A 25,229-nucleotide genomic window follows, 5' to 3' on the forward strand; every position below is an offset into this window, starting at 1 on the left:
TTTACTTTAAGACTGCGTCCATTCTGCTCTTCATATCATTAATTGCATCACTTGAAGATTTTTCTCCAATAAGTACTTGCTCTCCCTCTTCTTCAACTACTTTTTGGATTTCAGCTAGATGGTCAAATTTTGTATCTACAACAATATCAATATCTTGATTCAGGACTACCCGCTTAAAGGATTCTACATCAAATAGTTTTTCAGGATTTTCTCCTAAGATCAGTTCTTCAACCTTATCCTGGTCAGCTTTTTTCCATGCTGGTACTCTGCCGCCGGAAATCAAAGGCTCATTCCCTTCAGTGACATACCATTTCATGAATTTCCAAGCAGCTTCCTTATTCTTAGACCTAGAATTGATTGCTACAAAATCCAAATAACCTGTCCCTCCACCAAGAAATTTGCTATCTTCTGTCATTTTTGGCGGTGGAGCGAATGCTGTTACAAAATCATGAGGATAATCATCCAAGTTTTTAATGCTCCGAATGATTGCCGTTCCATTCCAGTTCATAGCTGTTTTTCCTGATAAGAACAAATCTGTTCCTTGCATCTTGGTAGCCTTTGCTTCTGAAAATGGAGGCTGGACTTTCTGTTCACGTTCCATTTCGACCATTGTATCTAAGTATTTTTTGAACACCGGATGTTCTACGTTACTTTTTCCATCTTCATTAATGAAAGGATCTGAACCAAGCTCCGTTTTCACAGCCTTATCCATCCACTCATAAATTTTTGGTTCACGGACTCCAACAAAAGAACCCCATCGCTTATTTGACCCTTCGCCTTTGGATAAAGAAGTTGCATAGTCGGTATACTCATCCCATGTCCATTCTTTTGGAATCTCAAGATTGGCTTCATCAAGGTAATTCTTATTTAAGGTTACAAAATCATTTAAAATGATCGCTGGGATATAAAACGTTTTGTCTTTAAAATTTACAATTGAATTTTCACCGAAGTTTTCTTCGATATTAAAGTCATCGTCCTTTATAAATGTATCAAGTGGTTCAGCCATACCTGCCTGAATTCTCTTATCCAGCTTATCAATTCGATAGTTTACAAACACATCTACTTCTCCACCGGCAAGTAGAGACGTTTCTAACTTTGTATTTCCGGCTTCATCGTTGACATATCGTACATATTCAACTTGAATATCAGGATTTTCTGCGTTCCAGTTATCAACTGCTTCCTGAGGGCCACTTTCTGCAGGTACCGCTCCCCAAAATTTCAAGTGGACAACATCATCTCCGCCCTCATTTCCAGACGTGCCTTGATTAGCACAACCTAATAAACCGAGCAAAATCATTAAAACGATAGAAAGTGAAAAATTTTTTTTCATACTTACACCCCTTTTTAAATTTAACCTTTTATTCCACTTGCTGCTACACCTTCAATAAACCATTTCTGACAAGTGAAAAAGAGGATCATGACCGGTAGTATTGCGCTTACAGCCGCTGCCATCATTAACGTATAATCCGTTCCAGACTCATCAATAAAACTTGTCAGCCCAAGTGGAACCGTGTATAGTTCTTCACTCGTAATGAAAACTAACGGATTGACGAATTCATTCCAATTCAGCGTAAAACTGATGATTATCAAGGAGACCAGTGCAGGCTTTGACAAAGGAATTATGATTTTCATCCATATCTGAAAATGATTCGCTCCTTCGATCTGAGCTGCTTCAGAAAAATCTTTTGGTATCGACAAATAGAACTGTCGTAACAAAAACGTACCTAAAGCAGTGAACATTCCTGGCAGAATCAACGACAAATGGGTATTATAAATTCCCATATAATTAAACAAAATGAATCTTGGAATTAACGTTACCTGTTCCGGGATCATGAGGGTAGCTAGATACAATAGGAAGATGGTATCACGGCCTTTAAATTGAATTCTTGAAAAACCGTAGGCTGCTGCTGAACTGAATAATACTATGCCGGCTACCGTAATACCCGTAACCTTGATAGAGTTCCAGTAATAAACCCAAAATGGCTTGGCACCAAACCATACATCCTTATAATTCTCCCATTCGAAACTACTTGGAGTCCACTGAATTGGATACGTAAATACCTCTAATGGCTTTTTGAATGAAGTTGATAGCATCCATAAGAACGGCAGTACCATACTAGTTGCAAACGCTATCAAAATTATGGTCAATATAAGCTTTTTCCAATTTCTTTTCAGCCAATAGGTTTTCATACTTTTCAATGTAACGCTTCGTTGCGATGTCATTACTCGAGAGTCCATGAGACCTCCTCCTTTCCTAATAATTCACCCATTTCTTTTGTCCTCTCCATTGAATGATCGTTATAGCAAATACAATTATGAAAAGGACCCATGCCATCGCAGAAGCATAACCCATGTCATAAAAACTAAATCCAGCCTGATAAATGTAATACGTCAAAACACTTGTAGAGGTACCGGGCCCTCCTTCTGTCATGATAAATATTGCTGCAAAAACTTGAAATGACTGAATGATACAGGTAATCAACACAAAAAATGAAGTCGGTGAAAGCATTGGGACGGTTATCTTAAAAAAGCTTTTAATTGGTCCTGCCCCATCAATTTTAGCTGCTTCATATAACTCTTTAGGTATCCCCTGTAAACCGGCAAGATAGATGATCATGTTGTATCCAACATTCATCCATACAGTCAAAATAATAATGGCTGGTAAAGCCCATGAAGAGTCTGATAACCACCCAGGGGGATCAGAAATGCCAATACTTCTTAAGAACGCATTGATTGGCCCTTGGGAAGGACTATAAAGAATCGCCCAAACGACCGCTACTGCCACAATACTTGAGATATAAGGCAAGAAGATCATCAGACGTATTGGAGATTTAAGGAAAGTCTTATCATTTAACAAAACAGCCGTTACCAATGCAAGGATCATGGTGCAAGGTACAGTGATCAATGTAAAAACAATGTTGTTGAAAAGACTGTCTGTAAACCATTTATCTGACCACATTTTGATGAAATTTTCAAATCCAACAAATTGAATCCCTTGTATTCCATTAAGGAAATTCCAATCTGTAAAAGAGATGATTAGTGAAAAAAGGATTGGTACTAACGTGAGTAAACCAAACCCCACTAAACATGGTAAAATAAATAGCCAGCCAGCTAGAGTCTCTTTGTAAGCCCGATTCAATTCTGTTTCCCTCCTCTCTAGAAGATGAGTTTTTATTCTGTTAACCAAATGTTAAATTCTTTTATGTGAATAAATAACCTATAATCATCTTAAATACCGGGAAATTTCTTTGATTGTGTAAGCGCTTTCGTAAAATTCTATGAATTTGGTCTATTATTCTAAGAATTGTTTCCTTTATAATATAGTCTTTTAGAAAGCAGCCAAAATAAAAAACCATCAGCAGCTATGGCTGATAGTCTTATCTAACTCCCATGTTGAAAACGTGAAGGGGTCATTCCTGTAATTTTTTTAAATACTTTCGAAAAGTATTTGGGATCTTCAAATCCGACTCTCTCTCCGACCTCATTCCAATGATATTGTGGATTCCTGAGGAGTTCCTTAGCCTTGGAAATTCTTGTTTCCTGAATGAATTGAGTGAACGTGATACCTGTTTCCTTTGTAAATAAATAGCTGAAATAATTTTCACTTAAATTAACGGCTCTGGCAACATCTTGCACGCGAATAGATCTACTATAATGTTTCTTAATGTAATCCATCGCTTTCGGTATCTCGATTCTTTCTCTTGAATTTTTTAAGGTATGCAGCATTTCACATATTACGAAATGAATCCTGAAACACCATTGACGAAGTTCAGAGTAGGTTTTAAGTTGATGAATTTGTTCATAAGGTGATTCATTTTGTAATGTCCCCTCCAAGTAGCCTCCCCAGTCTCTCAACAAAGCTATATTAGCTGACAACCATTGATTGATATCATTCCGTACAACCCGCGGTGATACCCGCACAACAGGATCTTCTGGAAATAACCTTTCAAGAGCTTGTCTTGATTTTTCTGCCTCCCCACTTTCTATAAGCGATAGATACTCCTTAAGTTGGGAGTTTTCAAATAGACTCTGCCTCTTTGATTGGAAATCAAGTTTTTTATCATATACAAAAACGTGTTTTTTCTCATCATAAAACCTATACTCTATAGCCTGGTTAGCTTGATTAAATGCAATATTCCTTTCGGAAACGTCATTGAATGCATGACTTATTCCTATTGTAGAAGATTTGCTAATTTGTTGTTTTATATGTTGAATAGCCTTATCTAATTGTAATTCATCAAGACTTTTTATAATGAAAATTAAATCATGGATTTTACTTTCTCCGACCTTAAGCTCGACTGAAAAAGCCTCTATTAGTTGATGCAAAAAATTACTAATACTTGAATCATCATCTGTTATTTTCCCAACAATATACCTCTCATTTTTTTGGAGAAAAGACCGGTATTGTGCAACTTCATCACCACTAAACCACTTCTCCAAGTCACTCAATACAAGATTATCCTCTTTAGAACCAATATTTTTAGAACGCCGCTTACCATCGATTTCTTTCTTCAACCTCAAAACTCTTTCCAAAAGTTCTTCTGGTTCGGTTAATTTGTTGATATAATCATCCACTCCAAGCCGAAGTGCCTCTCTCAGAGTGTTAAAGTCTTCAAGTACACTTAATACAAGGATTTTAATACTAGGAAACTCCGAACGTATGACCTTAATCATATCTAATCCATTCATGTTTGGCATCCTAATATCCGTTATGACAATTTCAGGTTTCTTTTCTTGGATCAATGCCAGACCACTTTTACCATCTGATCGTTCACCTACTATTTCGATACCATGCTTTTGCCATGGAATGCTTGTAATGATTCCCCTTCTAACAAATGCTTCATCATCAATGATTACTACCTTTGTATTCATCTGTTCATTTCACCCCCAGTTACATCTTCCTGATTCAAGAGTTGTTTTACGGGTAATTTCATGGAAACGTATGTTTTTTCTTCCAAATCATTTCGCATGATTGTCAGTCCAAATTCATTACCGTACATCATTTGTATCCGTTGATGAACATTTTTCAATCCTATACCTGATAAGCCATCATGTTTTTCTTTGTTAATCTTCGACATAATCTCATTTGCTTTTTCTTGGTCCATGTTTTTACCGTTATCAATGACATCAATAACTAGTGATATCCCATCCACTGTTGTTCGAATCTCAAGTGTACCTCCATCTAAGAACAATCCATGATTATAGATGTTTTCTACTAATGGTTGTAGAGAAAGTTTAGGAATAGCATATTTCAAATGATTGTTATCAATGGATTCTTTAATTTGTATCGAATCGCCAAAACGGTATTTCTGGATGGTTAAAAAAGAACGTACGTTCACTAGTTCTTCTTCTAAGGTGATTTCCTCTTGGCCTCGATGAATACTCATATCAAGTAAACGCCCAAGAGACATTAACATTTTAGTTATATTTTTTGTTCCTGCCATAACAGCCATCCAGCGAATGGTATTTAACGTGTTATATAGAAAATGTGGATTGATTTGGGCCTGTAGAGCCTCAAGCTTCGCCTTTTCCTTGTTTTTTTCAAGTGAAATTTCTCTATTTATATTCTCTTTCATTTGAGAAATCATCTTATTAAAACTCTTACCGAGAAGTCCTACTTCATCTCTTGTATAGACCGTACAGGAAATCTCTAAATTACCTTCTTCTACTTGTTTCATACTATCTCGTAAATCTCTTAGTGGTCTCGTCAGCATGGATGAAAATAGGATTATGATCGCTATGAAAATAATCATACTGACGATTAGAATTGTCATGACGGTATCACGAATAGTAGTAAGCTCTTCAAAAACACCTTTATGTGGAACTACCTGTAGAACCTTCCATCCAGTCAATGGAAGTGAATATGTACTGACAATGGCTTTTTCTCCATTTACCTCCAAATTAAAAGTATCGATTTCCCGTTTTAACGATGGTTGGATGAATTTATAAAGCTCTTCTATATCTTGTTCTTGATTACCTAGTACCCTTCCATTCTCATCAACTATGAATCCCATACTATTTGAAATATTCGTCCTTACTTTCAATATCTCTTGATAGTTTTCTATAGGTTCACTTATGATCATAACGCCTATCTTTTCAGACAGACTTTTATTTTTTATCACTCTTGAAACGGTCACAAATTTGTCTCGTTTAGGATGAATATAGTTCTCTTGATTTAATGACCAAACCATGAATCCATCCTGATCTAAAGTCTTACTATACCACTCAGAACCTAAGATATCTTGAAAAGAATCAGGTGAATTCCCCCAATTCGTATAGATGTTACCATGATTATCGATAATGGTTAAGTTAACATTTTCAGTAAGGATAGTGGTTGAAATTTCGAGGTATTTTTCATCCAGTTTTTTTCGGATATCAAGTCTTTCTCTTTCAGATTCAAAAGGATGCTGCAAAATAGAACGTATATCTTCGTCTAATACAATTGAATTGGAGGCGTACATCATTGATTTTAGTTTTTTCTCAATATTCAAATTCACCTGGTGTAATCGATCCGCTGTTGATGCTTCAATTTGCTCGCGTAGAATATGTTCAATACCTTTGTATCCTAGGAAACTTGTAATCAGAATAGGAAATAGAATAAAAACAACAAAGGCTATAATAAGCTTCGATCGTAAACTAATAAACTTCATTTTCCACCCTCTTTCACTGCCTACAACTTAGTTGAGCTAATTGTGGTAGAACATTATTTTACCTTTCGACAAATTATTTATATTGTCCTCCTTCCTACTATTTAAAATGAATTACAAAGACCCTGATTGATATGATTAAGTATCACTCAGGGTCTCATTTAAGTAAAAGCTGTATTTACAGAGAGGAAGCACGAGAACCGTCCCCAACTCACTTCAACACAAACTGCATGCCGTCTTTGAAGTTTTTACTGAATATGATGAACAGGATCAAGATCGGAAGTGTTAATAGAACAGACGCGGCGTACATCGGTCCTGGGTAGCCGCCGTATGGTCCGAACATCTGCGCAAGCAACACGTTCAGTGTCAGCATCTTCTCACTGTTCACGACGAGCATGTCCCATAACAACTCGACCCAACGCTCCATGAACAGGAACAAAAAGATGATCGTTGTTACAGACTTCGACATCGGAAGGACGACCTTCCAGATTATCTTCAACTGGCTTGCCCCGTCGATCTTCGCTGCCTCGATGATTTCATCCGGTAGGCTGCGAAAGAAATTCGTATACATGAAGATCGCCCACAGGTTTACTGCTTTCGGTATAATCATCGCCCAATACGTGTCATACATTCCGAAATATTTGACGATCAAAAACAACGGAATCAGCAAAATGATCGCTGGATAGAACATCTGGAACAGGATCACGTTGTTGATCACGTGCCTTCCGCGGAACTTCAGCTTCGCCAACGCGTAACCGACCATGATGGCGGTTGCGAGCATCAGAATCGTCGATGCCAACGTCACGAACACACTGTTGAAAAACGCGCGCAGCCACGGTCTCGCTAGATTCCCATCCCCACCAGAGAACAGCCACTCATACGACCGTAAGCTGAGATCGGTCGGGATGATTTTCCGATCGACCTGATCCCACGGAGCAAGCGATCCCAGCACCATGTAGAGGTACGGAAACACCATGATGAGCAACACAGTCGTCGCCAGGATATATAACAAGGTGATTTTCAGCTTCGTATTACTCCCAACCATGTCTCGCACCCCATTTCTCCAGTATCTTACGGAATACAAAGATCGATGCGAAGGTCACGATCGAATTGATGACTGCAATCGATGTCCCGTACCCTGCATTCATTTTCGCGAAGGCTTGCTGATAGATTTCGAGCTGCCACGTATGGGTCGCATACTCAGGTCCACCGCCGGTCAATACATACGGCTCGGTGAAAATCCCGAACATCAAGCCGACAGCTAAAATCGTAACGGTATAAAAGGATGGATACAACATCGGAAGCGTCACACTCCAAAACCGTTTGAAACCGACTGCTCCATCAATGGCAGCTGCCTCATACACATCTTTCGGAATGCTTTCAAGACCCGCCACAAACAACAGTGCGTAATACCCGGCGAACTTCCATGCCATCATCAGCGCGATGATCAGCGGTGCTAGAATCGGTGAGCCGAGCCAGTTGATATCCAGCCCGAACGTCCCCCGCAGCCATATATTGAACGGACTGTTGTACGATAAAATCCCATTCACAACAATCGCTGACGCAACGCCAGATGCCAAATAAGGTAGGAAGAATGCCACCGAATACAATCCTTTAAACCGCGGCAATGCATGGATGATCATCGCCAGGAACAACGATCCGATCACGACAATCGGAACGAACATGAATAAGAACTTATAAGTGACGAAAAAGGCCGCTCTGACGCTTTCACTGAAAAACGCATCGATGAAGTTCTGTATGCCTACGAATTCATAGTCAGGTGCGATCAAGTTCCAATTCGTAAAGGCGAGATAGGTCGCCCAGATCAAAGGAAAGAGGAAGAAAATAGCCGAATAGATGAGGTAAGGGCTGGCAAACAGCCAACCCAACCTCGCATTGCTTTTGTTCATGTTACTTCAACATCCCGTCGATGGACTTCTTCATATCTTTCCATGCTTGTTTCGGCTCTTTCTGTCCTTTAATGACCGGGTTCAACGCATCCTTCCCGATCGCTTCCTGGATTTCAACGGTATTCTCACTATCAATCGGCGGTACGGCATTCGGGATGTTTTCCGCATATTTTACAAGCTGAGGATTTTCTTCAAAGTATTGAGCGAACGTTTCGTTTGTCGATAGGTCATCACGTGCTGGCGGTAAGTTCGTCTTCTCGAACCATGTCAGATCATTCTCCGCATCGGAATAGACCCACTTGACGAAATCGAACGCTGCTTGCTGTTGTTCTTTTGAAGCTGAAGCGTAAATGGATAGCCCCTTCGTATCGGCGAATGTTTTCGCATTCTCAGGGTCAACGCCATCTGGTACTGGCGGCATCGACAACTCATAGGTCTCCCCTTGTTTCATTTCAGGGAATTTATCCGCCCAATACGGGAATGTCCATGGACCGATATCCATCATAATCGCTTGTCCCGTTTCGAATGGATCCGTCGCTTCACGCGTCAACAATAGATCCTTCTCACTCAAGTTTTTCATGAATTCAAGCGTCTCGACACCCGCTTTGTCATCGGCGATGAACTTGTCACCCTCCACAAAGTTGTTTCCTTCAGAAGCTGCATTGTACATCATGAAGAAGTCGAACCATCTTGCCCACCACGTCGGTTTCACAAGATCCGCTCTCGCCCATAAGAATTTATCCGGGTGCTTTTCTTTCAGCTTCTCTCCCACTTCAAGCACTTCACTATACGTCTTAGGCGGCTCGTCAAATCCGAGTTCTTTTAAAATATCCATGCGCCAGCCGAACAACATCGCATTTGAATAGATCGGCAACACATATTGGTGATTGTCCGCGAACTTCCATGTCGACATCGTCTCTGTCATTTCACGGTTTTTGATCAGCTCATCATATCCATCGAATTCTTCCAACGGAACGATCGCACTGCTTGCCGATAGTTGTGCCGCAAACCCACGTGAAATGTTTTCAGAAATCGCCGGTGCATTCCCTGCTGCAATCGCAGACTGGATCCCCGCTTCAGAAGAAGGGCTTTCCGGCATCGGCGTCACTTTGATTTTCACGTCTTTGTTTTCCTGCATGTATGCTTTCGCCATATCCGACCAGAAGGCTTGCTGGGTCGGGTTCGGTGCAGACCAGAATTCGAATTCTACTTTTCCATCTGCACTGCCCTCTTCACCAGGCTTTTGACAGGCAGAAGCAAGCATGGCAACGGCCAACATCACTATGAATAAACGCATCCAAGAGTTGTTCTTCATCGTTCTTTCCCCTTTCGAATCGATTCTTTTTCGTATTTGATAAAAGGATCTGGAAGAATCGCTTTGTGAGCTTCCGCATCACTGACCCCGACGTAAAGCTCTGCCTGGCCATCCTCCAAACACACTAAACCACCGCTGAACAGCACATCCTGCAGGTCATCGCGTTTCGCTGGTCCATCGGGAAAATCAGCACGTGTCGCAATGATTTCCATATCGCTGATTTCACTCGTATCCGGGTCATAGGTGAACACCATCGGATAATAATGACGATCACCGTTTTCATCAAACTTTGCGATATGACCGAGGACACCGATCTTTCCGTTTTTCAGTAGATGGACTTCATTCGCGCCTCCCCACTCCTCATCGATAAAATGAGAGTCGATCAATGGGGCTTTATCGATGACCTCAGGTGTTAGTTCTTCTAAGCTGGCAATCTCGGTATATCCGATTTTTCCTCTGCCGCCCTTTTCACCTTGGGGGCGTGTGAAGACACCGATTTTCCCATTCGCCAATTCAATCAGCCGGATGTCTTTCATGCCATTTGGTCCGGTCGCAAACCGTTCGAGTTCGTTGATGGTGGACCCACGGTAAAAGACCGTCCGCCAGGATAAAGCACCCTCGTGGGTCGGATGTGGAAATATCTCAACGCCTCCGAAAACGAGCTCTCCATCAATCCTCGTAAAAAAGGGATCCTGCAACGCATAGGTTTTCGTATCTTTACGAGGCTTCCATACGCCGTCTTCTTCCACAAAAAACACGACATCGGAATGTTCGGTATCACGCCCTTCGACACGGCCGGCAATCACGAGCTCTCCTTCATCCTCAAAAGGTGCAGTGATGTTATATACATCCTTCTCCCCGACACCCGTGAACGTGATTTTCTCCGCCCGAATATCCGGTTTACTAGATTGATAATCTTCCAATAAAGATTGAACCGTAAACGCCATACGATCACCTCACTTTTGTAAGAACATTGCGGTAATTCAGCTTTGAAAAAATTTCATTTAAACTCAAATCCGCTGCAGCCATCGATGTATCCGCCGCTCCGTAATAGACTCTTACGTTATCTCTCTGTACGATGACGCCACACGTAAAGACAACGTTTCCAAAAAATCCGTCTTTCTCATAATCTGCTTCTGGCACGAGGATCGGTTCTTCCGTTTTGGCAAGGACTTTCGCCGGGTCATCCAAATCCAATAGAACGGCCCCTAAGCAATAGCGATCGTTTTGATCTGCGGCATGATAGATTTCGAGCCAGCCTTTCTCGGTTTTGAACGGAACCGCTCCGCCACCGATCCTTCCGTTATCCCAGCCATCTTCACTCAACCCGAGTAAGTATTGATGATTGCCCCAGTATAAGAGATTGTCGGATTCCGCAATCCAGATTTCAGGTCTTCCGATTCCATTTGGCACCGGGCGATGGAGGGTATAGTATTTTCCATTGATCTTTTCTGGAAAAATCGCGACATCCTTGTTCTCCGGATGAAGCATCAAACCGTGACGTTCATAGCGGACAAAGTCCTTCGTCGAAGCTAGCCCGACACCGATCCCTTCGGCGGACACTGCACTATATTGAATGTAATAGGTATTTCCGATCTGCGTAACCCGCGGGTCTTCGATTCCCCAGGCTTCACGTTCGGTCTCCGGATAGATGAACGGTTCATCATCAATCGTAAAGTTGACGCCATCCTTACTTCTGGCAATCCGGATATAGGAAAGTGACGTAAGATAAGCTGTGGTCCGGTTTTTCGGGTCATGATGAAGGACTGTCCTTGGATCTGAAAAATCATAACGTGCATCATGAACATCCAACTCAATGATTTTAAGTTTCCCTTCACCTTCCGAAAAATCGATGACCGGAGCTTTAACGATGGTTGGATCCTCGCTGACCGGGCGCTCCGCCACTCTTAAAAGCAATAACGTTTCCCCCTGGTATTCTGCAACACCTGCATTGAAAGCACCGATGACTTCATGGTTGTCATGGAACGGTTTGATATCCGCCGGTGTGATGAGAGGATTTTCTTCGAATCGAACTGCATTCATGTACGTTCCTCCAAATTCTATAGCTGTTTTCCCACTTTTTGAAAGCGCTTTTAAAGGTGGTTATGATAAAATGACTATAAGGTTCTGTAATGCAATTAATGCTTGTTTGTAATTATACAAGGATGACTTGTAATGTCAACATAAAATGACAAATTCATATTCCTACAGCTAAAAACCACGATAAACATTGATGAAACACAATAAATTATGTATAGTAATTTGTAACGTTACTAAACATGACAAAATATACCTTGAATATAGAAAGGTTGAATACATATGGCAAAGCGCGTAACGATGCAGGATATCGCCGATCAATTGAAAATCTCGAAGAATTCTGTTTCGCAAGCCTTGAGCGGCAAACCTGGAGTAAGCGAAGAAACCCGGAAACTAGTCTATCAAACGGCTGATGAGCTCGGTTACCGATATACACCTAAAACTCCAGCAACATCAGAAAACCAGGCGGAATCCGGAAAGATCGCCCTCATCGCTTCCGATCTTGCTTTTTCCTTGACAAGTTTCTTTGGAGAAATCTACTTATCCGTCGAACGTGAAGTCCACAAGCATAATAAAACGCTCTTGATTCAATCTGTCAGCCAGCAAGCGAGGGATGACCTGATTTTACCGTCCTTTATTGAAGATAAATCGGTCGACGGGGTGCTTGTGCTCTCACACATCAGCAATGATTACATCAACAAAGTGATCGCCACCGGTATCCCGACGGTGCTGATCGATCATCATCACCCGACCATCCAGGCGGATGCGATTCTGACCAACAACCGTTTCGGCGCTTACACTGCGGTCCAGCATCTGATCGAACTCGGGCACAAAGATATCGCTTTCGTCGGAAACATCGATTTTTCTCCGAGTTATCAGGAACGCCTTGAAGGGTATCAACTTACTTTGAGGGACTACGGAATTAAGCAAAAGGAAGAGTTCATTTTCAGCGATGCCGAAGAGGATGATCAGATCATCAACAATTATATCGCCCACTTATCCGAGCAACCGACTGCCTGGTTTTGCGTCAACGATGGACTCGGATACCTTGTCAATTCCGGATTGAAGCTGAAAAGCATCCAGGTTCCTGAACAGGCTTCAGTCGTCAGCTTTGATGATGGACAGCTGTCCCGTCTTTCAACACCAAGAATCACGACGATGGGTATCGACCTGCCGCTATTCGGAAAAAAAGCACTGGAGAGATTGTTCTGGAGAATGGAGAATCCCGAAGAACCATACGAGGAAACGCTTTTACTGGCAAACTTGATAAAAAGAGAATCGACAAGCTACGTACCAGGATATGAAGATATTAAAAATTAAACTCATTAAAGAAAATTGTCTTATGAGGAGAGTTAAGAAAGGATAAAAATTAATCATTGGAGGATTGTGATGTAGTATGGTAGCTTCTAAGTGAGTTCCAAACTTAAATTTAGTTATAATAAAATGATTTTCTTTTTTCATTTTATTAAAATAGACAAAATTTTAGTTGTACTCACTTAGAAGTTTCCACTTTTCTTTTATAAATTTACCCATTATAAGAACATAAAGTATTACCCATAGGAAGCCAAATATCATTGATTCAATTATCTCACTGTTAATCACCTCTATTGAAAAAATTCTTTTTATAACTACAAACATTATACCTAATATAATGTTAATAATGGTTATACCACTTAGTTCTTTCCAAGGGAAAATTCTTCTAAAAGGAATATTTATTATTTTTGATGTTGCTATCAATTGAATAATTTGAATAACAGCAATAGAAATTAAGGTTGCAATAGCAGGCCCAATAAAGCCAAAAATATAATAAAATGTGTAACTCAACACTACATTTAACGCCAATGACATTATTGAGCTATATAATATAAACTTTGTTTTACCAATTGAATTTAATATCATTCCAAAATATGTGATTCGTAGAATTAAAATTATTGTATAAATACGAAAAACCGTAATTCCAGGTAAATATTTTTCTGAATACATAATTGTTATTACTTCAGTTGAATAAACAATTAAAACAATTATAAAGAAGCAGATAACAGTATAAGAAAGGGAAATGGCATACCCCCACATTCTTATTGCGTCATTATTTTTATTTTTTTTCAGTAAATGAACTAGATGGGGCATAAGAATTGCTGTTAAAGATGTGGCAACTATTGTAACCGGCATTTCTCTCGCAGCATTAGTATATATAGCTAAATGTTCAGTATTATAAAATGCTCCTATTATTAACTTATCTAATTCTATACTTAATAAACCTATTACAGAAGCTAAGCCAATAGGAAGTGAGAAGCGTAGTATCTGAGTTAGTAAAGATTTATCTATTATAATTTTCAATTTATTAGAAATACCCTGTGCAATAAAATATACCCAAAGAGAATAGAAAATTTCTACTATTATAAAAAGAAACATATATATACTAAAACTTAAGTTGAAAACCTTAACAAACAAAATAATTAATAATAATGAGACACTGTTCATTATACGAAAAAACAATAAAAATGTTGTTTTTTTATAAACTATAAGAATATTATCTAAACTTGATAGTATTATTTTTGCCCATGGAAATATTGCTAATACGTACATAAAATTTCCGATAAAAGGATTATCAAAGTAGTCTATTATTAATGGAGTACTTATTATTAATACTAATCCAGTGATAAAACTTAAGATTGTTGAAAGTGTATAATATACTGAAAGAAATTTTTGTTTATCTTTTTCACCTTCCATCCTAACTAAAAAGAAATTTATGCTGTTAGGAAGACCTATCATAAAAATAGTGGTTATTAAATTAACAACCAATAATAACTGAGAGTAAGTTCCATACTCTTCTAGTGTAAGAAAACGTGATAACAACATTACTGTTATTATTGAGATAATCATTGTGATTGTTTTGGAAAGTGTTAATTTTACAACATCAGATGCTATCGACTGTTTCAATATCCTATCCCCTAAATAATCTTATCAAATCTTGAGTTAGATGTTTATATTCAAATCGTTCAATTTTACTTAGATCTGGTTTAAAGTCTACTTCCGCATTTTCTTTATAATTATTATATTGAAAAAGAATATATTTTTTTAATTTGTAAAAATCTTTATTAGCATTAGCATTTTCATAAGTAACTCCGATATTACATTCATTAATGATGTCTTTTATTTTACTATTAGGCACTTCACCTGAAACTAAACCCACAACTGGTTTTTTAATCATCATGTATTCTAATAATTTCCCAGTTATTACACCCTTTTCAGTTTTAGTATTCCAAGAAGCTAATACTAACATATGACTTTTCATTTGAATTTCTATAGATTTACTCCTGTTTACCTCTTTAAAATTATTTAAAATATTAGTTAAACCATATTTACTTGCCATATCTAATAAATATATAAAATCTTTACCAGCATAATTGAATATAACTTCATTTTTATCAATAAGTTTTTCTTCTATTAACTCAAATAGCGCCTTGAATAATGGCGTAATATCCCTTTGCCCCCAATATAATTGACCAGTATAGGCTAAAGAGAACTTACCTACTTTTTGTTTACTACCTTCTATTCTCACTAAATCTTCATTATCAAATCCATTATAAATTAATACCTTTTTACCTTTATAATTTTCTATAAACAAGTTTTCTAAGCAACCTTCTGAGACACTTGTTATATATTCAGCTTTCTTACAATAATTATTGGCAAATTTTTTAAAATATTTTTCTAAATACTTAGGTACATCATTTTGGTATACAGGATCTCTAAAATCAGCAACCCATTTTATGTGAGGCGCTTTCCTTTTAATATATTTTCCTATCATATGATTAGTAAGGGTACTATAGGTAGAAAACATATATTGATAATCTTTAAAATCCATATTTAATTTTTTAAATTCTCTATAATAATTATATTCATTTACTAAAATTATTGTATATTTTAAAAACTTTTTAAAATGATTTTTTAATTTACTAAGTTTATTTACACTCCCCCTTACATATATTTTTTTGCTTTCATCTATCTTTTTCTTTTTTAATAATTTATGAATCTTATAAATGTTATCGTTAATTTTGTTATAAAACTTGCTATTAGTTAGTCTAATTATTTTATTGAAAGAGTCTAAATCTTCATTTAATATTGAGTCATTTAAATTACCTTTTTGATCTTCTGCAATAACATCTACTATGTAACCATTACGCGTTAAATATTTTCCGAATTTCGTTGGTCTAATAGCCCCTATGGAATTTTTTGGAGCAAATATCCGGCTTACAATCAAAACTTTATGCATTTTATACATCCTCCAAAACGACTATTTTGCCTTAGAATTAACTTCTGAAACTAATATATAGCACAGTATTAGCCCATTCCAAAAAAATCTTTTTACTAAAGAATCTAAAAATAAAGATGGAATAAGAGCAGTAAATAAAATAGCTAAGGCAAAATAATGTTTTTGATTAATTGCTTTTAAAAATAAATTTATTATAAAAGACACAAAAAAAATAAAACCTACTATTCCTACTTCAAACAAAACCATTAAAAAAGTATTATGCATACCTTTATGTATTCCATAATAGGTGTTAGCGACTTCCGGAAATGAACCTACTCCATATCCAATTAGAGGACTTGAAGCTAGCCTTTCTATAGCAAAAGCCCATATATTGGTTCTTTCACTTCCACTTTCATAAGAGGTAAATTCTAAGATTCTACTTAGTAATGATTCTGGAACAAAAATATTCAAAAATACTACTACTATGGTTAAGACTAACATAGATTTAGCAATACTTTTAATGGAGAAGTAATATCTTCCATTACTTCTAAATTTATAAATTGATAAAATTATCAATGCAAAACCAATAGTAATAAATGCTCCCCGTGATCCAGTGTAAAACAATGCAATTATGTTAATTATTAAAAACACTATATTTTTTAATTTGTTGTTTTTTTTCATAAAAGTATTATTAAAGGAAATCAGGACTCCATAAGCTAAAAAAGCAGCAATATTATTTGGATCTATTTCAGCATTTAAGATTGAAAGGCTGTATCTTATTCCTTTACCATGATATAGAGTCATACTACTCAACATAAAAATAGCTAGGATTGTACTCCCATAAAGAGTAGACATTATAAATAATTTAATTTGTCTCTGATGATAGTTTATTGTGGTTAATAATATAAAAAAAACGGTTATACTTATATAAGTGGGTAAGTATATTAGTGCATAATTAGTGGAAGTTGTATAAAAATAACTTAAAGTTGTTATTAATAACCATATTAATATTAAGAAATGAAATATAAATATATTATGTTTTAGTTGGTACTTATAAGAATGCAGTAAAAATACTACTAATAAAATACCCCCAACATATTTAACTGACGATCCACCAGGAATAATTACATTTACGATTGGTTCTAAGGGGGTAAGAAAAAAGTATAAAGCAATTAAATAATCTAGTAATTTTAAATTAAAAACTTCTTTTACTGTTTTACTATTTTTCATTTTGTACAACCTTTTTAAGTTCAATTATATCCCTTGCAAATTTTTTGAAGTTTTTACGACTATTAAAGTGCTTAATAAATAATTGTCTTGCGTTATCCGAATATATGTTATACTCTTCGGATGGCATCTCCATAAAATGTTTTATGTTTTTCACAAGTGTTTTAATCTTAAAATCTTTTTTCATTAGAAAACCGTTATATTGGTGTTTACAAACTTCATTAGTTCCTCCAACTTCAGTAGCAATAACTGGTATCCCGAAAGATATTGCTTCCATTATAGATACAGGGATACCTTCCATGGATGATACATTAATAAATAAATCTGGATTTCCTTCCTTGTAAAAATTTAATATCTCTTGATTATTAACAGCACCCATAAAAGTATACTTTATGTTTTTCGGCAAACATGATTGAGCTTTTGTTTCTATTTTTTTTCTTAACGGTCCATCTCCAAAATGAACCCAATGGATTTTAGCATCTATTAAATAACTTAAAGCTTCGGCGATAATCTCAACTCTCTTTACTTTATTAATTGAGGAGCAAGAAACTATACAAAATTCTTTTTTATTGTTAAGTATTTTTTTTGTTCCATTATCATTGACCCCTAGCCTATTAACAATAATTCTATTCTTTTTAAATCCAACATCAACAAGGTATTGTTTTCCTTTATAACTAATGGAATATATTTTATCTAATTTTTCTTGTAAATCTGTTAATCCTACTTTATAATCTTTCATACTTTTGGGTAAAAAAATATCACTGGATCCATGAGCTCTAGAAATTGCCATAACATTTTGGAATCCTTCATTTATTAAGTTGTCTTTAATTAATATACTAGTATTCGAAAGGTAAGATAACCAATATGAGTAAATAAAAACATTAGATTCTTTATTTATTTCTTGTGAATCTATTGTTTTTAATATTTTACTTGCAATTATTTTAGAATTTACACATGTTATCAATAAAACACGTAGCGCATGTAAATTAAAGAATAACTTTTTTTTAAATATTATTAATAATTCATTATAAAAATTTTTGTTAAATAAAATGGATGACAAAAACGTCTTTAATATTTCAATCTCTTTATTTTTTCTCCTTATTCTTTCTACAGTTACATTGTCTAATTTGTTTTTATTCATATTTCCTACCCAGGAAGAGCGAGATGTTGGTATTAGAATAATTTTATCAAAATAATCATTTAATACTTTTATTTCTTCATTTAGGAATTGTTCTGAAGGGGGGGCATAAGGATATGCATGTGTTAAAATAATCAATACATTACTCATAAATTACTCCTTATTATTTTTATATATTTTTTATTATTTTAGGTATTTCTTCTTCAAAATTACTCCAATTATATTTCTTTAGCATTGCATTATAGGAATTTTGAGACATCAATAAAGATTCCTCAAGATTCTCAAACATATAGTGTATTGCATCAGCTAATGCTTCACCTGTTTCTTCTAAAATTGCAATCCCACATCTGTTATTTTTCACTATATTTGATGTCTCACTATTCAACACACAAGTAATAACAGCCAAATTTGCAGACATATAATCAAATACTTTATTCGGTAAACAATGGTAGTCACCATACAAATAGGAATCAAAACGAGTAATACCTGCTATGTGTCCGTTTACAAATGTTTTCGCTTCTTCATAATTCATCCAAGGTAAAATTTCAATATTTTTACCAATATTAAGCTCTTCAATAAGCATATTAAATTCTTTGAATTTCCTTTTATAATTATGATCATTTGAGAAGCCCCCTAAAATTCTTATTTTCGCTGGGGATTTTATTCTGCTTAATTTTTTAGCTGCATCTAACAAGATAACTTCTTGTTTTTTATCACAGAAATTCCCAGAGAAAATAAAGTGTTCTTTTTTACTCGTTGTATTAAAATCCTTTTTATTTACTAACATCGTATTTGGAATACAATAGGAATTGTTATTATATTGAAGGTATTTATTTTTCATAGTTTCATTTACACATAATACTCCATCGATTCTCTTATTAATAAATTTTAGTGCTTTCTTAGTTATATAATTCAGGGTATTCCCAATAAAAGGGTTACTTATCTTCTCTTTAAAATGTATTTCATACCATTCATGGCAATCAAACACAACTTTTAATCTTTTGTTGAATAATTTAAGGATATAGGCAACAAATAAAGAATCTGGCTCTGGAGCAATTACTAGTTCTGGATTTTGAGCTTTCCCCTTTTTATATAAATTTCTTAAACTAAACAATCTACCTAAAAACCCATTACTCCGTTTATAACTAATAATAGAAATATCATCCTCATATCTTTCTTGAACATTAGGATGCACACTTATTACTTTAAATCCATGTTTCACAAGCGATTTACTTATTTTATAATATACTCTCTTATCAAAGGGTTCATGTGCGGAGCATAAATATACTACTTTCATTTTAATTTTTCTCCTTCTAACTGTATTAATTCTTTTTCTTCTTATTTACATTTTTAATTAGAAAATATAGCCCCAGGTTCAACTTTCAAATATATTCTAGCAAAATTAGGGATTCATCCAAACAACCCTATTTACATAATCGGTGTAAGACAATATGATTCTAAGTACTTTATCAGATACATTATGCATACTATAGTCTCCAACTTGTCTTAAAGTCCCTTTTTCCTGTAATTCTAATATTTCGAGACCTTGTAAAATTCTTTCTTTTCTAAGCCCAACCATCATAACTGAGGCTTCTTCCATTGCCTCTGGTCTTTCATGTGCTTGCCTTATATTTAGCGCTCGAAACCCTAGAATAGAAGATTCCTCACTTATAGTTCCACTGTCACTAAGAACTGCTTTTGCCATGGTTTGAAGCTTAACATAATCATTGAACCCTAAAGGTTTCATAGTTTTCACTAATGGATTGAATTCAACCCTTTTGGACTCAATCATTTTTCTAGTTCTAGGATGTGTACTCACAATCACTGGCATATTATACTTTTGAGCAATCCCATTTAAACTCTCAACCAAATCCAGGAAATTAACATCTGAATTAATATTTTCTTCTCTATGAGCTGATACTACAAAGTATCTTTCTTCTTCTAAGTCCAATTTATCTAATACATTTGAATTCTCTATGTCTTCTTTTCTAGAGTTAAGTACCTCAAACATAGGACTACCTGTTTTAATAATTCTATCTGAAGGGAACCCTTCTCTAAGGAGATACTCTCTTGCAATATCACTATAGGTTAAGTTAATATCTGCTGTATGATCTACTATCTTTCTATTAGTTTCCTCTGGTACTCTTTGGTCAAAACATCTGTTCCCTGCTTCCATATGGAATATAGGAATATGACGTCTTTTGGCTGCAATAGCACATAAACAGCTATTCGTATCACCTAAAACTAAAAATGCATCTGGTTTTACTTCTTCCATGATAGGATCTATTTTAACCAATATATTTCCAATCGTTTCTACAGCAGTTCCCGTAGCTGCATTAAGAAAATAATCTGGCTTTTTTAAATTAAAATCTTTAAAGAACACTTCGTTCAATTCATAATCATAATTTTGTCCCGTATGAACTAGTGTATGTTCTATTGCTTTTGATTCTTCTAATTTATTTATAACAGCTGACAATCTTATTATCTCTGGTCTTGTACCAACGACTGTCATAACTTTAAATTTTTTCATTAATTATACCTCCACGAAATAGGTGTCCGGCTTTTCGGGATCAAAACATTCATTTGCCCACATTACTGTTACGAGTTCACGTTCCCCTACGTTTATAATGGAATGTATATACCCCGTGGGGATATCTACAACTTGTAATTTTTCTCCACTTACTCTATACTCAATAATTTCCTCAGAATCTATTTTTCTAAATCGAATTAAACCTTCTCCGCTTACAACTAAAAACTTCTCATTTTTCGTATGATGCCAATGATTTCCCTTATTAATCCCCGGTTTTGATACATTTACAGAGACTTGACCTCTTTCAGGTGTTCTCATAAATTCTGTAAAAGAACCTCTCTGGTCACAATTCATTTTAAGATTATAAGAAAACTGATCTTCTGGTAAAAAACTGAGGTAAGTACTATATAGTTTCTTAGTTAAAGGCTCTTCCATATCAGGAACATTTAAATTTATTCTGCTATCTTTAAAGCTCCTTATAAGTTCAGCTAATTTTTTAAGTTTAATACTATGTGTTACTGGTACAACGCAAAAATCACCTTGTACAGTTGGCCTCCCCTCTAGAGCTTTAATAAATTCTTCTAAAACATCATCTATATAGCAAAGATTAAGCTCTGTATCTGGGTTGTTTATTTGAATATCTAAACCTCTAGCTACATTATGACAAAATGTAGCCACCACAGTATTATAGTTAGGTTTACTCCACTTACCAAATATATTTGGTAGTCGATATACATAAGCTTTTGCATCAGTCTCATAATAATGCTTTAATAATAAATCCTCTCCAGATTTCTTACTTCGACCATAGGGGTTGTCCTTTTCTGCTTGAATAGAAGAAGTAATAAGAACAGGAGCTTTATTGTCATGTTTTTTCAATAGTTCTAGTAATTGAGAAGTAAAACCAAAATTCCCTTCCATAAATTCATTTTCATTTTTCGGCCTATTTACTCCAGCCAAATGAAAGACAAAATCACATTCTTTTGTGTACTTGTCAAGTAGAAAAGGATCACTTTCTCTAGTAAACTTGAATATATCGTTGTATCCCTTGTTATTAAGCTCAGCAATAAGATTCTTTCCTACAAAACCCTTTGCCCCAGTAACAAGAATTTTCATAGATAATTACCCACCTTTAATTCATTACATGAATCTTTTTATTCCATTCCTGAAGCTCACTTTGCACATATTCTAGTTCAAGCAATTTTTCTTTAATTTCTTCAATGCTAAGAATTTGTGTATTATCAGAATTATATTCTTCTACAGTAGTTAGTTTTTGATCTCCTTCTGCAAAATACTTATCATAGTTAAGATCTCTTTGATCAGCAGGAACTCTAAAGAAACCAGGTAAATTTTGCGCTTTTACATATTCCTCTTTCGTAAGTAGTGTTTCATAACGCTTTTCTCCATGACGGGTTCCAATAATTTTTATTTCATTATCCGCATTAAATAATTCTATTAAAGCTTGAGCAAGGTCTCCAATAGTACTCGCAGGAGATTTTTGAACCATTATATCTCCTGCCTCAGCATTTTGAAATGCAAATACTACTAGCTCTACTGCTTCTTCTAAACTCATAAGAAATCTAGTCATATTAGGATCAGTTACTGTTAAAGATTGACCATTTTTAATTTGTTCAATAAATAATGGTATAACAGATCCTCGTGATGCCATAACATTCCCATATCTAGTTCCACTAATTAGTGTCCTATTTGGGTCAACAGTTTTTGATTTTGCAACAAATACTTTTTCCATCATTGCTTTTGAAATTCCCATTGCATTAATCGGGTATGCTGCTTTATCAGTTGATAGGCAAATTACTTTTTTCACGCCATAATCAATTGCAGCTGTTAATACATTGTCAGTACCAACAATATTTGTTTTTACTGCTTCCAAAGGGAAGAATTCACAAGATGGTACTTGTTTTAGTGCAGCGGCATGAAAAATATAATCAACACTATGCATTGCATTTTTCACACTTGCTAAATCCCTTACATCTCCAATATAAAACTTTAATTTTTCGTTTTTATATAATTTACGCATATCATCTTGCTTTTTTTCATCACGTGAAAATATACGAATTTCTTTTATATCTCTGTCTAAAAACCTTTCCATGACCGCGTTACCGAAGGAGCCTGTTCCTCCAGTAATTAATAATGTTTTATCTTTAAACATGCTCTCTACCTCACTTTTTTGAAATGACTCTCTAGTATCTCAACCGAACGATTTACATTAAAATTATCTTCTAAATACTTACGACCATTGGATCCCATCAAATTCAATCGTTTTGACATGGACAATTCCTTAGCTTTATTAATAAAAGCTTTTAGATCTCCTGACCAAACCCACTCACCACAGTCAGCTTCTTCAATTAGTTCTTTTAAATCAGTCACTTTATCCGTAACTGCCAGTACAGGTTTGGCATATTCCAAATACGACAGGATGCGAGACGGATAATTTGGTATAGAGAATCGGGGATCCAATACAATCAGTCCAACATCACATTCTTTTGTTATCTGTTCATACTCAGTTCTTGGCAGATTTTCAATCACAAGAGCATTGTAAATATCCTTTTCCTTTATTGTTTGCTCTAATTTATATCTATCAGTTCCTCTACCAATAAAAAGAAAGTACATGTCTTTTTCATTTTTGCACTCTTCAATAACCTTGCATAAAAGATCAATATACTGTGGCCTTCCCATATTTCCACCAAATAAAAAAACACACGACTCTTTAGGAATACCAAACTGCTCTCTCATCGAAAATTCATTAGCATTTATACTATCTGTCATTTTTTTAGTGTTAGGAAATATCTCGACCTTTGAAGAATTAATCCACGAATTATGATCTAATACGTATTGCAAATTAGCATTAGACATACAACCGATGTAATCAGCTGTTTGTAATAATTTCTTTTCCTTTGATTTAAAAAAATGATGAAATAACCCATTTTTCTTTATAATTCCTAAATCTACAGCATTTTGAGGGAATATATCTTTAAGCATTAGATATGCCGGACAATTGAATTGTTTTTTTACCCATGCTACTAAACCCGCATTAGTCACTGGAGGCGATTCAAATAAAATGAAATCAAATTCTCTTTTTCCTAAAAACTTTTTTATACCATATCTCATAAGGAATGGTATTTTTAAGGTTGTTATACCTTTTTCTATAAAACCTACATCATAGTAGTTTCCAGTCACAATACGTAGTACATCAAAACCTCGTTCTTTCTTCATTTCAGTATGTTGTTTATTTCTAGCCTGTTCCGATACAGCTACTGTAATCTCATGACCAGCTTCATTTAATGTCTCTGCTAAATCTGTATAAATAGTAGCCCCCTTATCTGGCTCTGGAAAAGAAGTCGCAATGTATAGTACTCTCAAAAATATCTCTCCTCATTTTCTGCCGCACACCATTTCCTGGTATAATTTAGTTAGAGTTATACTAAAAATCCCACAAATGATAAACCTGGTGACACCCTACTTGTTTACAACCAACTTTATGGTAAAAGTTAATTGCACCCAAGTTTCGTACTTGGGTACCAACCTTAATTTCTTTAACACCTTGTTGATGTGCTCCGTATTCTACTGCCTTAAATAGGCTAGTGCCAATGCCACCTTTAGTTTCTTTTTGAGACACAGCAATTAACTCAATTACACATGCATTATCTCCATATGAAAATAATAAAAAACCATTTATATCCCCTATTTCATCCTTTGATAATGCATAAAACTTGTCAGTCTTTCCAAAAGAATTAATAAGCCATTGTTGATAGACTTGATCCCCACCTCGTTGGGCTAATTCAGGGTCCTCTGTAAATTTTGAGAACTGGAATTCTGCTATTTCAATGACTTGATTATTCTTTTCTAGTGCCTGGTGTATTGTTACACTCTTTGGTTTTTCATCTAAACCTACTATACGTTTCTCAAATTGTATATTTACATCTACTAAAAAGGCTGATGTGTCTTTTCCTATCAACTGTGCATTAATAGGCTCAGAGTTCATATTCATGATGGATATAAACTGATATCCTTTAAACTTTGTTTTTAGTTCATCCCATTCATGTAATGTAAGAGGTCTGTGCAGTATAGCTTTAGAACTAGAGACTCCAAAAAAATCTGTATCCCACTTTAATTCATTAAAGGTCACTGCATCTTCTATATTTTTCATAAGAAATC

General features: G+C 35.5%; 21 protein-coding genes. 1 reads left to right on the plus strand and 20 read right to left on the minus strand.

Going from position 1 to position 25,229, the window contains the following annotated elements:
• Position 1: 1 nt before the first annotated feature.
• The 10 genes from ACTWQL_RS04660 to ACTWQL_RS04705 form a co-directional block, all read right to left on the minus strand.
• On the minus strand, positions 2-1,330 hold the full coding sequence (locus tag ACTWQL_RS04660) for an extracellular solute-binding protein (protein ID WP_443141237.1): 1,329 nt from the start codon (positions 1,328-1,330) through the stop codon (positions 2-4).
• Positions 1,331-1,350: 20 nt separating this feature from the next.
• Entirely contained in the window at positions 1,351-2,238 is an 888-nt protein-coding gene (locus tag ACTWQL_RS04665) for a carbohydrate ABC transporter permease (protein ID WP_443141238.1), read from the minus strand.
• A gap of 16 nt (positions 2,239-2,254) precedes the next feature.
• Positions 2,255-3,139, minus strand: a complete 885-nt coding sequence (locus tag ACTWQL_RS04670) for a carbohydrate ABC transporter permease (RefSeq protein ID WP_443141239.1) — start codon at positions 3,137-3,139, stop codon at positions 2,255-2,257.
• A gap of 242 nt (positions 3,140-3,381) precedes the next feature.
• Complete coding sequence (locus ACTWQL_RS04675) at positions 3,382-4,872, minus strand: response regulator (RefSeq protein WP_443141240.1); 1,491 nt, start codon at positions 4,870-4,872, stop codon at positions 3,382-3,384.
• Entirely contained in the window at positions 4,869-6,650 is a 1,782-nt protein-coding gene (locus tag ACTWQL_RS04680; RefSeq protein ID WP_443141241.1) for a sensor histidine kinase, read from the minus strand. The genes ACTWQL_RS04675 and ACTWQL_RS04680 overlap by 4 nt, the downstream gene beginning before the upstream one ends.
• Before the next feature lie 208 nt (positions 6,651-6,858).
• Positions 6,859-7,692, minus strand: coding sequence for a carbohydrate ABC transporter permease (locus ACTWQL_RS04685; protein WP_443141242.1), 834 nt, complete (start codon positions 7,690-7,692; stop codon positions 6,859-6,861).
• Positions 7,679-8,557, minus strand: a complete 879-nt coding sequence (locus ACTWQL_RS04690) for a carbohydrate ABC transporter permease (RefSeq protein WP_443141243.1) — start codon at positions 8,555-8,557, stop codon at positions 7,679-7,681. The genes ACTWQL_RS04685 and ACTWQL_RS04690 overlap by 14 nt, the downstream gene beginning before the upstream one ends.
• A 1-nt stretch (position 8,558) precedes the next feature.
• Positions 8,559-9,872: an extracellular solute-binding protein gene (locus ACTWQL_RS04695; RefSeq protein ID WP_443141244.1), complete on the minus strand. Its 1,314-nt coding sequence runs from the start codon at positions 9,870-9,872 to the stop codon at positions 8,559-8,561.
• Positions 9,869-10,819, minus strand: coding sequence for an MTP-1 family protein (locus ACTWQL_RS04700; protein ID WP_443141245.1), 951 nt, complete (start codon positions 10,817-10,819; stop codon positions 9,869-9,871). The genes ACTWQL_RS04695 and ACTWQL_RS04700 overlap by 4 nt, the downstream gene beginning before the upstream one ends.
• A gap of 4 nt (positions 10,820-10,823) precedes the next feature.
• Positions 10,824-11,915, minus strand: a complete 1,092-nt coding sequence (locus ACTWQL_RS04705) for a BtaManbiosPhlase (RefSeq protein WP_443141246.1) — start codon at positions 11,913-11,915, stop codon at positions 10,824-10,826.
• A 276-nt stretch (positions 11,916-12,191) separates the two neighbouring features.
• Here ACTWQL_RS04705 and ACTWQL_RS04710 point away from each other — a divergent pair, with 276 nt between their 5' ends.
• Entirely contained in the window at positions 12,192-13,229 is a 1,038-nt protein-coding gene (locus tag ACTWQL_RS04710; RefSeq protein ID WP_443141247.1) for a substrate-binding domain-containing protein, read from the plus strand.
• Between the two features lie 162 nt (positions 13,230-13,391).
• Here ACTWQL_RS04710 and ACTWQL_RS04715 read toward each other — a convergent pair whose 3' ends face one another.
• From ACTWQL_RS04715 to ACTWQL_RS04760, 10 genes are all read right to left on the minus strand, one after another.
• Positions 13,392-14,849 (minus strand): oligosaccharide flippase family protein, encoded by a 1,458-nt coding sequence (locus tag ACTWQL_RS04715; protein ID WP_443141248.1) that lies wholly within the window; start codon positions 14,847-14,849, stop codon positions 13,392-13,394.
• Between the two features lie 4 nt (positions 14,850-14,853).
• On the minus strand, positions 14,854-16,182 hold the full coding sequence (locus tag ACTWQL_RS04720; protein ID WP_443141249.1) for a hypothetical protein: 1,329 nt from the start codon (positions 16,180-16,182) through the stop codon (positions 14,854-14,856).
• Between the two features lie 21 nt (positions 16,183-16,203).
• Entirely contained in the window at positions 16,204-17,391 is a 1,188-nt protein-coding gene (locus ACTWQL_RS04725) for an O-antigen ligase family protein (RefSeq protein WP_443141250.1), read from the minus strand.
• A complete protein-coding gene (locus ACTWQL_RS04730; protein ID WP_443141251.1) occupies positions 17,381-18,676 on the minus strand; it encodes a glycosyltransferase in 1,296 nt (431 codons plus the stop codon). Before ACTWQL_RS04730 ends, ACTWQL_RS04725 begins: the two co-directional genes overlap by 11 nt.
• Positions 18,677-18,695: 19 nt before the next feature.
• Positions 18,696-19,823 (minus strand): glycosyltransferase, encoded by a 1,128-nt coding sequence (locus tag ACTWQL_RS04735; protein ID WP_443141252.1) that lies wholly within the window; start codon positions 19,821-19,823, stop codon positions 18,696-18,698.
• 105 nt (positions 19,824-19,928) lie between these two features.
• The gene (gene wecB, locus ACTWQL_RS04740) at positions 19,929-21,056 is read right to left on the minus strand and encodes a non-hydrolyzing UDP-N-acetylglucosamine 2-epimerase (RefSeq protein ID WP_443141253.1); all 1,128 of its coding nucleotides are present in this window, start codon (positions 21,054-21,056) and stop codon (positions 19,929-19,931) included.
• A gap of 3 nt (positions 21,057-21,059) precedes the next feature.
• A complete protein-coding gene (locus tag ACTWQL_RS04745) occupies positions 21,060-22,169 on the minus strand; it encodes a capsular polysaccharide biosynthesis protein CapF (RefSeq protein ID WP_443141254.1) in 1,110 nt (369 codons plus the stop codon).
• Between the two features lie 16 nt (positions 22,170-22,185).
• Positions 22,186-23,223 carry a polysaccharide biosynthesis protein gene (locus ACTWQL_RS04750; protein ID WP_443141255.1) on the minus strand — a complete coding sequence of 346 codons (1,038 nt, stop codon included), beginning with the start codon at positions 23,221-23,223 and terminating at the stop codon, positions 22,186-22,188.
• A gap of 5 nt (positions 23,224-23,228) precedes the next feature.
• Positions 23,229-24,434: a glycosyltransferase family 4 protein gene (locus tag ACTWQL_RS04755; protein WP_443141256.1), complete on the minus strand. Its 1,206-nt coding sequence runs from the start codon at positions 24,432-24,434 to the stop codon at positions 23,229-23,231.
• Between the two features lie 61 nt (positions 24,435-24,495).
• A complete protein-coding gene (locus tag ACTWQL_RS04760; protein WP_443141257.1) occupies positions 24,496-25,221 on the minus strand; it encodes a GNAT family N-acetyltransferase in 726 nt (241 codons plus the stop codon).
• Between the last annotated feature and the right edge of the window lie 8 nt (positions 25,222-25,229).

The sequence above is a fragment of the Pseudalkalibacillus sp. R45 genome, assembly GCF_052246725.1.
In the GTDB taxonomy this organism is placed as follows: domain Bacteria; phylum Bacillota; class Bacilli; order Bacillales; family Fictibacillaceae; genus Pseudalkalibacillus.